Source organism: Streptomyces uncialis (genome assembly GCF_001905345.1).
GTDB lineage: Bacteria > Actinomycetota > Actinomycetes > Streptomycetales > Streptomycetaceae > Streptomyces > Streptomyces uncialis.
This window is the reverse complement of sequence record NZ_LFBV01000001.1, coordinates 1,280,355-1,294,554: the sequence shown is the minus strand read 5'-3', so window position 1 is coordinate 1,294,554 and position 14,200 is coordinate 1,280,355. Positions and strand designations below refer to the sequence as shown.

General features: G+C 72.0%; 11 protein-coding genes. 5 read left to right on the top strand and 6 right to left on the bottom strand.

Annotation, left to right across the window (positions count from 1 at the left end; translation table 11 throughout):
* Positions 1-105: 105 nt before the first annotated feature.
* Positions 106-867 (top strand): prolyl oligopeptidase family serine peptidase, encoded by a 762-nt coding sequence (locus AB852_RS05550; RefSeq protein WP_073784117.1) that lies wholly within the window; start codon positions 106-108, stop codon positions 865-867.
* A 764-nt stretch (positions 868-1,631) separates the two neighbouring features.
* On the opposite strand, the gene AB852_RS05545 is transcribed toward AB852_RS05550, so the two are convergent.
* Both AB852_RS05545 and dnaE read right to left on the bottom strand, forming a co-directional pair.
* Complete coding sequence (locus tag AB852_RS05545; RefSeq protein ID WP_073784114.1) at positions 1,632-2,222, bottom strand: lytic polysaccharide monooxygenase auxiliary activity family 9 protein; 591 nt, start codon at positions 2,220-2,222, stop codon at positions 1,632-1,634.
* Between the two features lie 327 nt (positions 2,223-2,549).
* Entirely contained in the window at positions 2,550-6,080 is a 3,531-nt protein-coding gene (gene dnaE, locus AB852_RS05540) for a DNA polymerase III subunit alpha (RefSeq protein WP_073784111.1), read from the bottom strand.
* Positions 6,081-6,236: 156 nt separating this feature from the next.
* Between dnaE and AB852_RS05535 the strand changes: the two genes are divergently transcribed.
* Entirely contained in the window at positions 6,237-7,220 is a 984-nt protein-coding gene (locus AB852_RS05535) for a LysR family transcriptional regulator (RefSeq protein ID WP_073784109.1), read from the top strand.
* Here the strand turns inward: AB852_RS05535 and AB852_RS05530 are convergent.
* Positions 7,174-8,130 (bottom strand): LysR family transcriptional regulator, encoded by a 957-nt coding sequence (locus AB852_RS05530; protein ID WP_073784107.1) that lies wholly within the window; start codon positions 8,128-8,130, stop codon positions 7,174-7,176. The two genes, AB852_RS05535 and AB852_RS05530, sit on opposite strands and share 47 nt — an antisense overlap.
* Before the next feature lie 62 nt (positions 8,131-8,192).
* Between AB852_RS05530 and AB852_RS05525 the strand changes: the two genes are divergently transcribed.
* Both AB852_RS05525 and AB852_RS05520 read left to right on the top strand, forming a co-directional pair.
* Positions 8,193-9,746 carry an MFS transporter gene (locus tag AB852_RS05525; protein ID WP_245876611.1) on the top strand — a complete coding sequence of 518 codons (1,554 nt, stop codon included), beginning with the start codon at positions 8,193-8,195 and terminating at the stop codon, positions 9,744-9,746.
* Between the two features lie 199 nt (positions 9,747-9,945).
* On the top strand, positions 9,946-10,926 hold the full coding sequence (locus AB852_RS05520) for a sigma-70 family RNA polymerase sigma factor (RefSeq protein ID WP_073785484.1): 981 nt from the start codon (positions 9,946-9,948) through the stop codon (positions 10,924-10,926).
* On the opposite strand, the gene AB852_RS05515 is transcribed toward AB852_RS05520, so the two are convergent.
* Both AB852_RS05515 and AB852_RS05510 read right to left on the bottom strand, forming a co-directional pair.
* Positions 10,837-11,190, bottom strand: a complete 354-nt coding sequence (locus tag AB852_RS05515) for an STAS domain-containing protein (RefSeq protein ID WP_245876610.1) — start codon at positions 11,188-11,190, stop codon at positions 10,837-10,839. The two genes, AB852_RS05520 and AB852_RS05515, sit on opposite strands and share 90 nt — an antisense overlap.
* Positions 11,191-11,325: 135 nt before the next feature.
* Entirely contained in the window at positions 11,326-12,348 is a 1,023-nt protein-coding gene (locus AB852_RS05510) for an AraC family transcriptional regulator (RefSeq protein WP_073784103.1), read from the bottom strand.
* 92 nt (positions 12,349-12,440) lie between these two features.
* Between AB852_RS05510 and AB852_RS05505 the strand changes: the two genes are divergently transcribed.
* On the top strand, positions 12,441-13,304 hold the full coding sequence (locus AB852_RS05505) for an NAD(P)H-binding protein (protein WP_073784101.1): 864 nt from the start codon (positions 12,441-12,443) through the stop codon (positions 13,302-13,304).
* Positions 13,305-13,455: 151 nt separating this feature from the next.
* Here AB852_RS05505 and AB852_RS05500 read toward each other — a convergent pair whose 3' ends face one another.
* Positions 13,456-14,064 carry an isochorismatase family protein gene (locus AB852_RS05500; RefSeq protein WP_073784099.1) on the bottom strand — a complete coding sequence of 203 codons (609 nt, stop codon included), beginning with the start codon at positions 14,062-14,064 and terminating at the stop codon, positions 13,456-13,458.
* Positions 14,065-14,200: the final 136 nt, after the last annotated feature.

The following is a 14,200-nucleotide window of genomic DNA, read 5'->3' as shown; positions in this document are numbered from 1 at the left end:
TCTACGTCCTACGCGCGTAGATGCCGAGTGGGCCGCGGTCGCCGATACGTAAAGGTGACCCCAAGGACGTGTGGTGCGCACCACCACTTCTGACACTGTTCTGTCATGGGACTGGGAGCGGGGGCGGAGCACACCGCGCGGCTGGGCAAGGTACGCGGGCCCCGGGGCGAAGCCGTGAGCGGGGTCGTCCTGCTGCTGCCGGGCGGCGAGGAGGTCTCCGAGCGGCGCCCCTCCCCGCTGGCCGCGGGGACGGTCCGGGCGCTGAGCGGGCACCTGGCCCGGCGCGGCGGCCCGGAGGGGCTGGCCACCCATGTCGTGCGCTACCGGGTACGCGGCTGGAACGGTGAGCGGGCGGGGCTCGCCGGGGACGCGGAGTGGGCCGCCAACGAGGTCGTACGGCGGTACGGGGACGTGCCCGTCTGTCTGGCGGGGGTCGGGATGGGGGGCCGCGCGGCGCTGCGTGCCGCGGGGCATCCGGCGGTCGGCTCCGTGCTGTCGATCGCACCGTGGCTGCCGGCGGAGGACATGGCGGGGGCGCCCGAGCCGGTGAAGCAGCTCGCGGGGCGGCGGGTGATGATCGTGCACGGTACGCATGACGGGCGGACCGATCCCGAACGGTCGTTCCGGCTGGCGGCCCGGGTGAAGAAGGTGAACCGGGACATCTGCCGGTTCGAGGTGCACGCGGACGGGCACGGGCTGCGGCAGTACCGGGCGGAGGTGCTGGCGCTGTCCGCGGATTTCGTGCTGGGGACGTTGTTCGGGGCGGCGTTCTCCCGGCCGGTGGCCGACGCGTTCGCGGCTCCGCCGCCGTTGGGGTTGCGGATGCCCCTCGCCTCCGGTTTCGGCCGCACCCTCCGAAAACCCTGACAGGTCGCCTTCGCTCGCGCTTCCGGGGTCCGTCCGGCTGGACGTACTTGTCCCCGTGCGGGCCGTCCGTGGGTGCGCAGTTCCCCGCAGGTCGCCTTCGCTTGCGCTTCTGAGGTTCCCCACCTGGGCGTACTTTGTTGCCGTGCGGGTACGTCCGTGGGTGCGCAGTTCCCCGCGCCCCTGGGTGCTGCCCCGCTCGGTCGCTCTTCGGGTGCGGGTCCACCTTCGTCTTTTGCGCAGTTCCCCGCAGGCCGCCTTCGCTTGCGCTTCTGAGGTTCCCCACCTGGGCGTACTTGTTCCCGTGCGGGTACGTCCGTGGGTGCGCAGTTCCCCGCGCCCCTGGATGCTGCCCCGATCGGTTGTTCTCCGGGTGCGGGCCGCCCTCGTTTTTGCGCAGTTCCCCGCGCCCCTTAAGGGGCACCCCCTTCCTCTCGCAGTCGCGCTGCTGCGGGAGGGGGTGGGCGGGAATCTCTGCTCGCAGACTCCGATGCTCTTCAGTAGCTCCGCTGGACGTCGTACCGAGCGTGTCGGATCGAGGACGGAGAATCCCGACCGGCACCGACCCGAAGAACAAACAGAACGCGCCCCAAAGGGGCGCGGGGAACTGCGCAAACCCACCGAGCGACGGCACAGGAACGAAGTACGCCCAGCCGGACAGACCCAGAAGCGCAAGCGAATGCGGCCCCCGGACATGAAAAAAGGGCCCGCCCTGGCGTGGGTGTGGTGGGCGGGCCCCGGGATCGGGTGGTTCTGTCAGGGGGGCGTCAGAACTTGACGTCCGAGCAGGAGTAGAACGCGTTCTCCGTGTCGTGGACCGTCCACACCCCGAGGATCAGGTGCTTGCCGGTCTTCTGCGGCAGCACACCCGAGTGGGTGACCGTCGCGCCGGGCTGGCGGCCGTTGAAGGGCACCGTCAGGAAGGGCTGGGGGTCCAGGTCCGCCCGGGTGAGCGGCTTGGCCGGGTTGTAGCCGTTCTTGGTGATGTAGTAGCGGAAGTCGGTCGTGGCGTGGCGTGCGACGATCCGCCAGTTGAAGGTGTAGCTCTGCCCGCCGGACACGTTCGTGGCGGGCCAGTTGCCCCCGCGGGGATCGTCCAGCTCGGAGAAGCGGCCGTTGCCGCCCGCGCAGAGCTGGCCGTCGGCGGGACCGCGCCCGGGGAAGCCCTTGTACCCCTCGACGCTCCACGCCTCCCATTCGATCTGGCCGCAGTTCTGCACGGAACCGTTGCCGCACACTCCCGAGCGGCTGATGGGCGAGTCGACGTAGCCATGGCCCTGCGCGCTGCCGGTGGCGGCGAAGAGCGCCGCCGTGGCCAGGCCTATCCCGAGCAGGGACGTACTCAATTTCCTACGCATGTTCACTCCAGGGGTGGGGGTGCCTCGGTCTGTCGTGGGGAGAGGCGGAGTCATCAACATGGTCTAGACCAAGCACCAGCATATTTCGGCCGGTTGACGGTGTCGCCGCTGGTTTCGGACACTCAGGAACACGGAGGAACCCGCCCGATTCACCTCACCCGATGGTTGAGCGCGAAACGGTTGAGGGGTGTGTGGTCCCGGTGGGCGACGGGCGTCCCAGCAGTCGGGGGGTCGTACGGCGGTGCGTGGTACGCCGGACGCGGGGTGCCGTGACGGACCGGTGGAACGGACGCGTCCGGTGGCTCAACTGCGGTCCACACGGACGGCTCATCCCCAGCGGGTGACCGCCACCGCGGCCTTGAGGTCCGCCCAGAACTCCGGGCGCGGGGCGATCCGGGGGCCCAGCCGGTAGACGGTCGTCCGGGTCCGGCCCGTCACCCTCAGCTGGACCTCGGCGGGACCGGGGTGGGACCGCAGGATCTCCTTCAGCCGCCGCACCGAGGGACCCGTGACCCGGTACTCCTCGATCGCCAGCCGGACCGGCGCGTCCGCGCCGAGGGCCGTCGAATCCGGGACCGTCAGCTCCATGGCGACGAGCCGGGGCACGTCCTCCCGTTTGTCCAGCCGTCCCTTGACGAAGACGACGGCGTCCTCCACGAGCCGGGTCCCCACCAACTGGTAGGTGGCGGGGAAGAACAGACAGTCGACGGACCCTCCGAGGTCCTCCACGGTCGCGATCGCCCACGCGTTGCCCTGCTTGGTCATCTTGCGTTGCAGACCGGAGACGATGCCGCCGAGGGTGACCACCGCCCCGTCCGGGTGCTCGCCGCCGGTGAGCCGCGCGATCGGGGCGTCCGAACGTTCCGCGAGGACGTGTTCGATCCCGAACAGCGGGTGGTCGGAGACATAGAGGCCGAGCATCTCGCGCTCCTGGGCGAGCAGATACGGCTTCTCCCACTCCTGCGCGGGGAAGTCCGGGTCCAGCGCGGGAAGCGTGCCGGGGGCGGTGTCCGGTCCGTCCGCGCTGAAGAGGTCGAACTGGCCTTCCGCCTCGCGGCGTTTGACGGAGACGGCCGCGTCTACCAGCGGTTCGTAGCGGGCGGTGAGTCCCTTCCTGGTGTGGCCGAGGGCGTCGAACGCGCCCGCCTTGATCAGGGACTCGGTGGCGCGTTTGGCGCACATGACCGCCTCGGACTTGTCGAGGTAGTCGGGAAAGGACGTGTACTTCCCCCTGGACTCGCGGGCGCGGACGATCGCCTCGACGACAGGGGCGCCCACGTTCCGTACGGCGGACAGCCCGAACAGGACGGTGTCGTCGCCGTGCGCGGTGAAGTCGGACAGCGACGCGTTGACGTCCGGCGGCAGCACCTTGATGCCCATCCGGCGGCATTCGTTGAGGTAGACCGCGGACTTGTCCTTGTCGTCCTTCACCGAGGTGAGCACCGCCGCCATGTACTCGGCCGGATGGTTCGCCTTGAGGTACGCCGTCCAGTAGGACACGAGCGCGTACGTGGCCGCGTGGGCCTTGTTGAACGCGTATCCGGCGAACGGCACCAGGACGTCCCAGACCGCCTGGACCGCCTCGTCGGAGTAGCCGCGCGCCCGGCAGCCGTCACGGAAGGGGACGAACTCCCGGTCCAGGACCTCCTTCTTCTTCTTTCCCATCGCCCGGCGCAGCAGATCCGCCTGGCCCAGCGAGTATCCGGCGAGGATCTGCGCGGCCCGCTGGACCTGTTCCTGGTAGACGACCAGGCCGTAGGTGAGGTCGAGGATCTCCTTGAGGGGTTCTTCGAGTTCCGGGTGGATGGGGGTGATGTCCTGCCGGCCGTTCTTGCGCAGGGCGTAGTTGGTGTGCGAGTTCATGCCCATCGGGCCCGGCCGGTAGAGCGCGGTCACGGCCGTGATGTCCTCGAACTGGTCGGGGCGCATCAGGCGGAACAGCGAGCGCATCGCGCTTCCGTCGAACTGGAAGACGCCGAGGGTGTCGCCCCGGCCGAGGAGTTCGAAGGTCCTGGGGTCGTCGAGCGCGAGCCCCAGGAGATCGATGTCGATGCCCTTGTTGGACTTCACCATCTTGACGGCGTCGTCCATGATCGTGAGGTTGCGCAGCCCGAGGAAGTCCATCTTCAGCAGGCCGAGCGACTCACAGCTCGGATAGTCCCACTGGGTGATCGTGACGCCGTCGGAATGCCGTACCCAGACGGGGACATGGTCGGTCAGCGGTTCGCTGGACATGATGACGCCGGCGGCGTGGACGCCCATCTGCCGGACCAGGCCCTCCACCCCGCGCGCGGTGTCGACGACCTTCTTCACGTCCGGCTCGTTCTCGTACATCCCCCGGACCTCGCCCGCCTCCGCGTAGCGGGGATGCGCGGGATCGGTGATCCCGGCGAGCTCGATGCTTCTGCCGCCCGCGTCCGGCGGCATGGCCTTGGTGATGCGGTCGCCCATGGCGTACGGGTAGCCGAGGACGCGGGCGGAGTCCTTGATGGCGTTCTTCGCCTTGATCGTGCCGTACGTACCGATCATGGCGACCTTGTCGGCGCCGTACTTCTCGGTGACGTACCGGATCACCTCGACACGCCTGCGCTCGTCGAAGTCGATGTCGACATCGGGCATCGAGACCCGCTCGGGGTTCAGGAACCGCTCGAAGATCAGCCCGTGTTCCAGCGGGTCGAGGTCGGTGATGCCCATCGCGTACGACACCAGGGAACCCGCCGCGGAACCGCGTCCCGGGCCCACCGCGATACCGTTCCGTTTGGCCCACATGATGAAATCGGCGACCACCAGGAAATAGCCGGGGAATCCCATCCGGATGATGATGTCCATCTCGTACGCGGCCTGGCGTTCATAGCGTTCCGCGATTCCGCCGGGGAAGCGGCGGGCGAGTCCTCGGCGTACCTCTTCCTTGAACCAGGTGATCTCCGTCCAGCCTTCGGGGATGTCGAATTTCGGCATGAGGTTCCGCTGCTGGAACATGCCCTCGGTGTTGATCTGCTCGGCGACGAGGAGGGTGTTGGCGCAGCCTTCCTGCCAGGCGTCCGAGGAGTCGATGGCGTACATCTCGTCGGTGGACTTGAGGTAGTAGCCGGTGCCGTCGAAGCGGAAGCGGTCGGGGTCGGAGAGGTTCTTGCCGGTCTGGATGCAGAGCAGCGCGTCGTGGGCGACCGCTTCGGAGGCGTGGGTGTAGTGGGAGTCGTTGGTGACGATCGGGGGGATGCCGAGCTTCTTCCCGATCTCCAGCAGCCCCTCGCGGACCCGGCGCTCGATCTCGATGCCGTGGTCCATCAGCTCCAGGAAGTAGCGGTCCTTGCCGAAGATGTCCTGGTAGTCGGACGCCGCCTTCAGCGCCTCGTCGAACTGCCCCAGCCGCAGCCGCGTCTGGAGTTCGCCCGAGGGGCAGCCGGTCGAGGCGATGAGGCCCTCGGACCATTTCGAGATCGTCTCGCGGTCCATCCGGGGCCACTTCGTCAGCCAGCCCTCCGCGTACGCGTCCGAGGACAGCCGGAACAGGTTGTGCAGCCCCGTCGCGTCCGCCGCCCAGATCGTCTTGTGGGTGTAACCGCCCGAACCGGAGACGTCGTCCCGCTTCTGGTGCGGCTGGCCCCACTGGATCTTCCGCTTGTCGCGCCGGGACTCCGGCGCCACATACGCCTCGATCCCGATGATCGGCGTGATGCCCGCCTTCGTCGCCTGATGGAAGAAGTCGTACGCCCCGTGCAGGTTCCCGTGGTCCGTCATCGCGATATGCGACATCCCCATGTCGTCGCACGCGTGGAACATGTCCTTCAACCGCGCCGCACCGTCCAGCAGCGAATACTGGGTATGGACGTGCAAATGCGTGAAATGACGGGGCATACGCGCTCCTGGCGGAACAGGATTCGGCGGAATCGCGGCGGAAGGGGACGAGTGCGCGCCCCAGGGAACCCGTACCGGAGCCGGTGATCAAACAACGGAAGGCGTCCGGCCGACAACCAGCGGTTGTCGGGCGGCGCGGCTGGTAGTTTCGGCCGGATGAATCCGGAGTTCCTGCGGGCCTTTGTCGCGGTCGTCGAGGAGGGGCAGTTCCGGCACGCCGGGGACCGGCTCGGGATCTCCCAGCAGGCCGTGTCCAAGCGGATCGCCGCCTTGGAGGACGAACTCGGCGTGGTGCTGGTCCACCGGCTGCCGACCGGGGCCGAACCGACCGCCGACGGACGGACGTTCCTGCCGCACGCCCGCGCGGTGCTCACCGCGATCCGGCACGCCGTCGCGTCGGTCCGCCACCCCGCCCGGCCGCTGCGGGTCGACGTCCTGGACAACCGGGTCGCCTCCGCGGCGCTGCTGCGCGCCTTCCACGAGGCGCACCGCGAACTGCCCCTGGAGATCGCCGCCCTGCGCGGCGCGGACCACGCGGTACGGGCCCTGCTGGACGGGGACATCGACGCGGCGTTCGGGTATCCCCGGCGGCCGGTGCGGGAGACCGACGCCCGGCTGACCGCCGTCCCGGTGCTGCTGGAGGCCCTGGAGGTGGTCGTCGGGGAACGGCATCCCCTGGCGGAAGCGGCCTGCGTCACCCCGGCGGACCTGGTGCCGTACACCTGCTGGGTGCCGGGGATCGTGGACGGCAGCGAATGGGGCGCCTTCTACGCCGAGCTCGCCGGGGCGTTCGGGCTGACCATCGACCCCACCGGGCCCGACTTCGGTATCGAGGCGCTGCTGGACGCCCTCGCCGGGTCGCCGGCGCTGCTGACCTTCGTCGGGCGCGGGACCCGGCTGGTGGGGCTCACCGGACGGCGGCTGCGGCGCGTACCGGTGGTGTCACCCACCCCCGTCTACCCGTGGTCGCTGCTCTGGCACACCGGCAACCGGCATCCGGGGCTGCGGCGGCTCGTCGCGTACGTCACCCGGCACGCGGCGGCCCGTCCGGCCGATGTCTGGCTGCCGACCGGGGCGCCGGGCCGCCGGCCGCTCACTCGGGCAGCAGATGGCCCCGGCGGGACAGCAGGAACCGCTTGAACGCGGCGACCGGCGGGGTGTCCGGGCCGCCGCCCGCGAGCCAGGCCACCCCGATCTCGCGGACCGCGCGCGGCGCCGTCACCGTCAGCTCCACGACCCCGGGCCGCGCCACCGTCGGCGGGGGCAGCAGCGCGACGCCGAGGCCCGCCTGCACCAGACCGCGCAGGGTCTCGGCCTCCTCGCCCTCGAAGGCGATCCGGGGGCGGAACCCGGCCGCCGCGCACAGATCGTCGGTGATCCGGCGCAGCCCGTAGCCGGGCTCCAGCGTCACGAACGTCTCGTCGGCGGCCTCGGCGAGCCTGATCCGGCGGCGGCCCGCCAGCCGGTGGTCACCGGGGACGACGAGGCGCAGCCGCTGCTCGTCGAGGCGGCGGGCCTCCAGATCGGGGGCGTCGGGCACCGGCGAGGTCAGACAGAGGTCCAGTTCACCGGCGCGCAGCCGTTCCAGCATGGCCTCGCCGTAGTTCTGCACCAGGCTGAAGCGGACCCGGGGGTGGTCGGCGCGGAAGCCGCGGATCAGTCCGGGGACGGTCTCGGTGCCCAGGGTGTGCAGAAAGCCGAAGGCGACCTTCCCGCCCGTCGGGTCGGCGTCGGCGCGGACCTCCTCGGCGGCGCGCTCGATGTCGGCGAGGGCGCGTTCGACGGAGGCGAGGAACGTACGGCCCGCCGGGGTGAGGGCGACGGTCCGGCCCCGGCGGGCGAAGAGGTCCACTCCGAGGTCCGCTTCGAGCCGGACCATCGCGCGGGACAGCGTCGACTGGGGGACCTGCATCTCCTGTGCGGCGCGGGTCACATGCTCGGTGCGGGCGACCCCGGCGAAGTACGCGAGCCGGGGCGCGAGCAGCGCGACGATGTCTTCTGTGTCACTGGACGGTGACAGACGCGCCCGTGAGCTGTTCTTATGCTCCATGGGATCGATTATGGACGTTCCATGCATTGGACGCATGAAGCGGGCGGCCGTACGTTCGGCATATGCCTGCTGCCAGTACCGGGGCGGTCGCACGGTTCGCCGGGTCAACCCCGGCGACCGCCGGAGCGGCCGCCTCCTCCGTCCCCGCCGTCGACTCCCCCGCCCCCGCCTCCACCGCGCCCGCCGCTCCCGTCCCGCGCGCCGGCGAGGACCGCCGGCGCGCGCCGGGCGCGCCCGGCTTCCGCCGGATGAGCTTCGCGCTGTTCCTCGCCGGGGTCGCCACCTTCGCCCTGCTCTACTCGACGCAGGCCCTGCTCCCGCTGATCTCCGCCGACTTCGCGGTCGGCGCCGGGGACGCGAGCTGGACGGTGTCGGCGGCGACCGGCGCGCTGGCGCTGTTCGTCCTGCCGCTGAGCGCGCTGTCCGAGCGGTTCGGGCGGCGGACCCTGATGACGGTGTCCCTCGCGGTCGCCGTGGCGGTCTCGCTGCTGATCCCGTTCGCGCCCTCACTCGAAGCGCTGATCGCGCTGCGGGCCGTGCAGGGCGCCGCGCTGGCCGGTGTGCCCGCCTCCGCGATGGCGTACCTCGCGGAGGAGGTACGGCCCAGGGCACTGGTCGCCGCGATCGGACTGTTCGTCGCGGGCAACAGCATCGGCGGGATGAGCGGCCGGGTCGTGACCGGCTGGGTCGCCCAGGAATGGGGCTGGCGGGTCGCGCTCGGGGTGCTCGGACTGCTCGCGGTGGTCTCCGCGGTGGCCTTCCGCGCCCTGGTGCCCGCGCCCCGGCACTTCACCCCGGCGCCGCTGAGCCCCCGGGCCCTCGGCCGTACGGTCCGGGACCATCTCTCGGACCCGCTGTTGCGGCGGCTGTACGCGATCGGCGCGCTGTTCATGACGGTGTTCGGCGCGGTGTACACGGTCATCGGCTACCGGCTGACGGAGGCGCCGTTCTCGCTGCCGCAGGGCGTCGTCGGCTCGATCTTCCTGGTCTATCTGGTCGGTACGGTCTCCTCGGCCGCCGCCGGACGGCTCGTCGCCCGGCTCGGCAGGCGAGGCACGCTGTACCTGGCCGGGGGCACCACCTCGGCGGGGCTGCTGCTGTCGCTCGCCGGGTCGCTGATACCGGTCCTCGCCGGACTGGTGCTGATCACGGCCGGGTTCTTCGCGGGCCACGCGGTCGCGTCGGCGGCGGTGAGCCGGACCGCCACCCATGGCCGGGCCCAGGCGTCGGCGCTCTACCAGTCCGCCTACTACCTGGGCTCCAGCGCGGGCAGCACGCTCGGCGCGCTGGCGTTCCACGCCGGGGGCTGGGCGGCGGCCGTCGCCCTCGGACTGCTCGCGGTGACGGGCGTCGTGGCGATCACCCTGCTGGGCACCCGGGCCGCCCGCGTCGAACAGCGGGTACGACGGGACGCGGCGGTGGCCCGGGGCGGCGCGGTCCGGAGCGGTTCGGGCCAGGGTGGTTCGGGACGCGACGGATCGGGCCAGGGTGGTTCGGGCCAGGGCTCTGCGGGACGCGACGGATCGGGCCTGGGCGGGTCGGGCCGGAGCGGGTCGGGCCTGGGCGGGTCGGTGCGGGCCGGGCGGGCGGCGCCCGTGATGGCGGCCCGGCACTGAGACGGGCACCGGGACCGGCACCGGAACGGGTGTCCGGGGTGCTGCGCGGGTGCGGTGGCCGACCGGTCAGGCTACGGGCAACCGGGCCCGCGCGCAGCCGGAACCGCAGGTCAGCCCGGACTGTCAGTGCGGTCCTGTACGTTCCCCCTTGCTGGCGCCGCACACGGGCGACGGACACACCACAGGGGTGGGCTGGACCATGACTGACAGTACGGCGACGATCGAGCTGGACGCCCGGCTGGAGAAGCACCGGGTGGAGCTGACCGGCTACTGCTACCGCATGCTGGGCTCGTCGTTCGAGGCCGAGGACGCGGTGCAGGACACGATGGTCCGCGCCTGGCGCAGCTTCGACAAGTTCGAGGGCCGCTCGTCGCTGCGCTCCTGGCTGTACCGCATCGCCACGAACGTCTGCCTCGACATGCTGAACGCGGGCAACCGCCGCGCCCGCCCCATGGACCTCAGCGAGCCGCAGCACCACGCGACCGCCGTCCTGAAGGAGCGCGCCGAGCCGACCTGGCTGGAGCCCGCGCCCGACGGCCGGGTGCTGCCGGACACGGCCGATCCGGAACGCGCCGTGGTGGCCCGGGAGTCGGTGCGGCTCGCGTTCATGGCCGCGCTCCAGCATCTGCCGCCCAAGCAGCGGGCCGTGCTGATCCTGCGCGAGGTGCTGGCCTGGCGGGCGCAGGAGGTCGCCGATCTGCTCGGCACCTCGGTCGCCTCCGTCAACAGCGCGCTCCAGCGGGCGCGTTCCACCCTCTCCGCCGCGGACATCCGCGAGTCGGACCAGGCGCAGCCCGCCGACGAGGAGCAGCAGAAGCTCCTCAAGCAGTATGTCGAGGCGTTCGAGGGCTACGACATGGTGAAGCTGACCGCGCTGCTCCATGACGACGCGGTGCTGTCCATGCCGCCCTACGACCTGTGGCTCCAGGGGCACGACGAGATCAGTGGCTGGATGCTCGGCCACGGCTCGGTCTGCCGGGGCTCGCTGCTGGTCCCCACCGTGGCGAACGGCACGCCCGCGTTCGCGCAGTACCACCCGACGCAGACGCCGGGCCGGTTCGAGCCGTGGGCGCTCCAGGTGGTGGAGATCTCAGCGGGCAGGATCGTGGAGATCACGACCTTCCTCGACACGGCCCGGTGGTTCCCGCTGTTCGACCTGCCCCTCCATCTGGAGCGGTAGGCCGACGAGTTCGAGCAGGTTCCGCAGCAGGGGGTCCGGGTCGCGTACGACGATCCGGGCGCCCGCGCGGCGGGCCGTGAGCTCCAGCCGGGCCAGGGCGTTGACGGCGGCGAGGTCCGGGGGCAGGGCCGACGCGTCACAGACGATTTCCGTCGCGCCCGTGGCCGCGAGGAGCGAGCGCGCGAAGTCGCACAGCCGTGACAGGTCCTCCTCGCCGGCGGGGGTGACCGGGAGTATCGGGGCAGGGGGTTCGGGTTCGTCCACGCACGGTAGACCCGGGGTGCGCCGGTAACTCATCGGCGGCCCGGGGCCGGTGCGGGTCCGGGCATGCCCGTTCGTGCCCCCAGGTGGTTCCGCGTGCCCCGCCCCGGGCCGTGGTTCCGGGTGCCGCCGCGCGGGTCAGCGGTGGACGGTCCTGCGGTGTTCGGTGGGGCGGATGCCCATGGTGCGTTTGAAGGCGACGCTGAGCGCGTACGCGTTGGCGTAGCCGACCTGGCGGGACACCGCCTCGACGGTGTCGTCGGTGTGCGCCAGCAGATCCGCGGCCTGGCAGATACGCCACTCCGTGAGGTACGTCATCGGGGGCTGTCCCATCAGTTCGGTGAACCGCTGGGCGAAGCGGGCCCGGGACGCCCCGGCGGCGGTGGCGAGCGACGCCACCGTCCATGGGCGGGCCGGTTCCCCGTGCATGAGTTTCAGCGCGCGGCCGACGACGGGGTCGGCGTGGCCCCGGTACCACGACGGCGCCCGCGCCTCGGGCAGTTCGAACCACTCGCGCAGCCCGGACACCAGCAGCAGATCCAGCAGCCGGTCGAGGACGACCTGCTGACCGGGGGCGTCCCTGCGTATCTCCCGGGAGATCATCTCCAGGGCCGGACGGCCCTCCGGGACCGCCGGGATCCGGGCGATCCTCGGCAGCGCGTCCAGCACCCGCGCCGACACACTGCCCGCCACCTGGTACGTCCCCTTGAGCAGCACACCGTGCGGGCGGCCGGCCGGCGCCCCGGCGAGGTCGGCCGGGTCCGTGTCCCCGGCGCACATCGGGAGGTCGTCCAGCGCGTCCGGGTCACCGCCGCACATCGGCAGATCGTCCAGCAGGAGGGCCCCGTCGGGGGTGGTGCAGCGGTTCCCCTCGTGGACGACGGCGAGGGGGGCGGTGGCGGGGTCGTCGGCGACGACGTACGGGTCGGAGCCGACGACGATCACCACGTCCCCCGGGTCCAGCGGGACGGGCTCCGCGCCGCCGGGGCCGTCCGCCGGGCCCACGGAGGTGACCCACGCCCGGCCGCTGAGCATGGTGAGCAGCGCGAGCGGGGTGCCTTCCTCGAAGCGCAGCGACCAAGGCGGCCGGAGCAGCGACCGGTCGAAGAGGGCACCGCGGGGCCGGACGTCGTGCAGCAGGGTGGTCAGCGCGTCATCCATACGGGTGAGTCTAGGGGCGGTGGGACGATCGGACATCGAATCGAGCGCAACAGCCATCGTGCCGCCCGCCCGTCGGGGGTTCACTGATCCGTATGACCAACACAACGAGCTCATCCGCCTCCTCCACCGCTCCGGTCCTCGTCCTCGGCGGGACCGGCAAGACCGGCCGCCGGGTCGCCGCCGAACTGACCCGGCGCGGCCACACCGCGCGCCCGGCCTCCCGCCGCGGCGACACCCGCTTCGACTGGTCCGACCCGGACACCTGGGAGGCGGCGATCGACGGAGCGCGGGCCGTCTATCTCGTGGACTCCGAGAGCCCCGAGGCACCCGACCAGGTCCGCGCGTTCGTCCGGCTCGCCGCGGATCAGGGCGTGGAGCGGCTGGTGCTGCTGTCGGCGCGGGTGTGGGAGGAGCTGGACAACGGCAGCCGCGAGGGGCTGGCCGTCGAGGACGCGGTGACCGGGTCGGGGCTCGCGTGGACGATCCTGCGGCCCGCGTGGTTCGCGCAGAACTTCACCGAGGCGCCGTTCGTCAACACGCTCCTCACCGCCGGTGAGCTGCGGCTCCCGACCGGGGAGGGCCGGGAGGCGTTCGTCGATCTGGACGACCTCGCGGAGGTCGCGGCCGTGGCGCTGACCGAGGACGGGCACGCGGGCCAGAAGTACGTGCTGTCGGGGCCGCGCGCGCTGACGTTCGGGGAGGCCGTCGCCGAGATCTCCGCGGCGGCGGGCCGTCCGCTGACCTTCGTCGCGCTGACCGACGAGGAGTACCTGGCGGAGCAGAAGGCGGCGGGGGTGCCGCAGGAGATGGCGGATCTGCTGCTGTATCTCTTCCAGCACATCCGCGCGGACGGCAGCGCCGCGATCGGCGACGGGGTGCGGCGGGCACTGGGCCGAGAGCCCCGGGACTTCTCCGTGTACACCGGCGGCACCGACTTCAGCGCCCCGCGCTCCTGATCCGTACGGCGGCGGCCGGGGCGTCCGTACCTCGGGCCGGGGCGTCCGTACCGCGAGCTGGGATGCCCGTACCTCGGGCCGGGACAGCCGTACCGCGAGCCGGGGTGCCCGTACCGGTGTCCGGCCCGGCGCCCCGTGCCGACCCGATGGGTTACCGCGGTCCGGTGGGCTGCCGCGGTCCGGGGCGGCCGGGCGGGGCCGTGAAGGTGACGGCGGCGGCCGGGGCGGTGATCTCCGCCCCGCCGCCGAGGGCCCACGCGGCGACCCGGGAGACGGTCGCGGCCGGGATCTCGTCGCTGATACCGGGAGCCGCCGGGACGTTCTGCGTGGCGTGGGCGTCGTACGGCAGGACCACCCGGTGGCCGCGTGCCAGGGCGGTCCGGGCCGTCGCCTGGACACACATCTCGGACATCGCCCCGCACACCGCGACGGCCCGCACACCGGCGCCGGACAGCAGACCGGCCAGCGGGGTCCCGGCGAAGGCGTCGGCCTCGGACTTGCGGACCACCGTCTCCCCCGGGCCGTCGCCCACGGGGTGGTGCAGTTCCCAGCCGGGCGTCCCGGTGGCGTCGGGCGATCCGGCGGGCCCGTCGTTCTGGACATGGACGACGAGCGCCCCGGCCGCGCGGGCCCGCGCGAGGAGATCGGCCGTCCGGTCCAGCAGCCGGGCCGCGCCGGGCACGGCCCTCGGGCCGGAGACAGTGGACACCTGGACATCCACCACGAGCAGCGCCTCGACGGGCTTCGTACGTTCGGTCATCCCGTCATCATCGCCGCCCCGGGCGGCCCGCCTCCACCGGATTCCGGCGGCCGGCCACCGGTCAGGGCCGCTGTGTCACATGGAGCATCCGGACCAGCGAGACGGCCATCACCGGTCCGCGTCCTCCCCTTGGTCC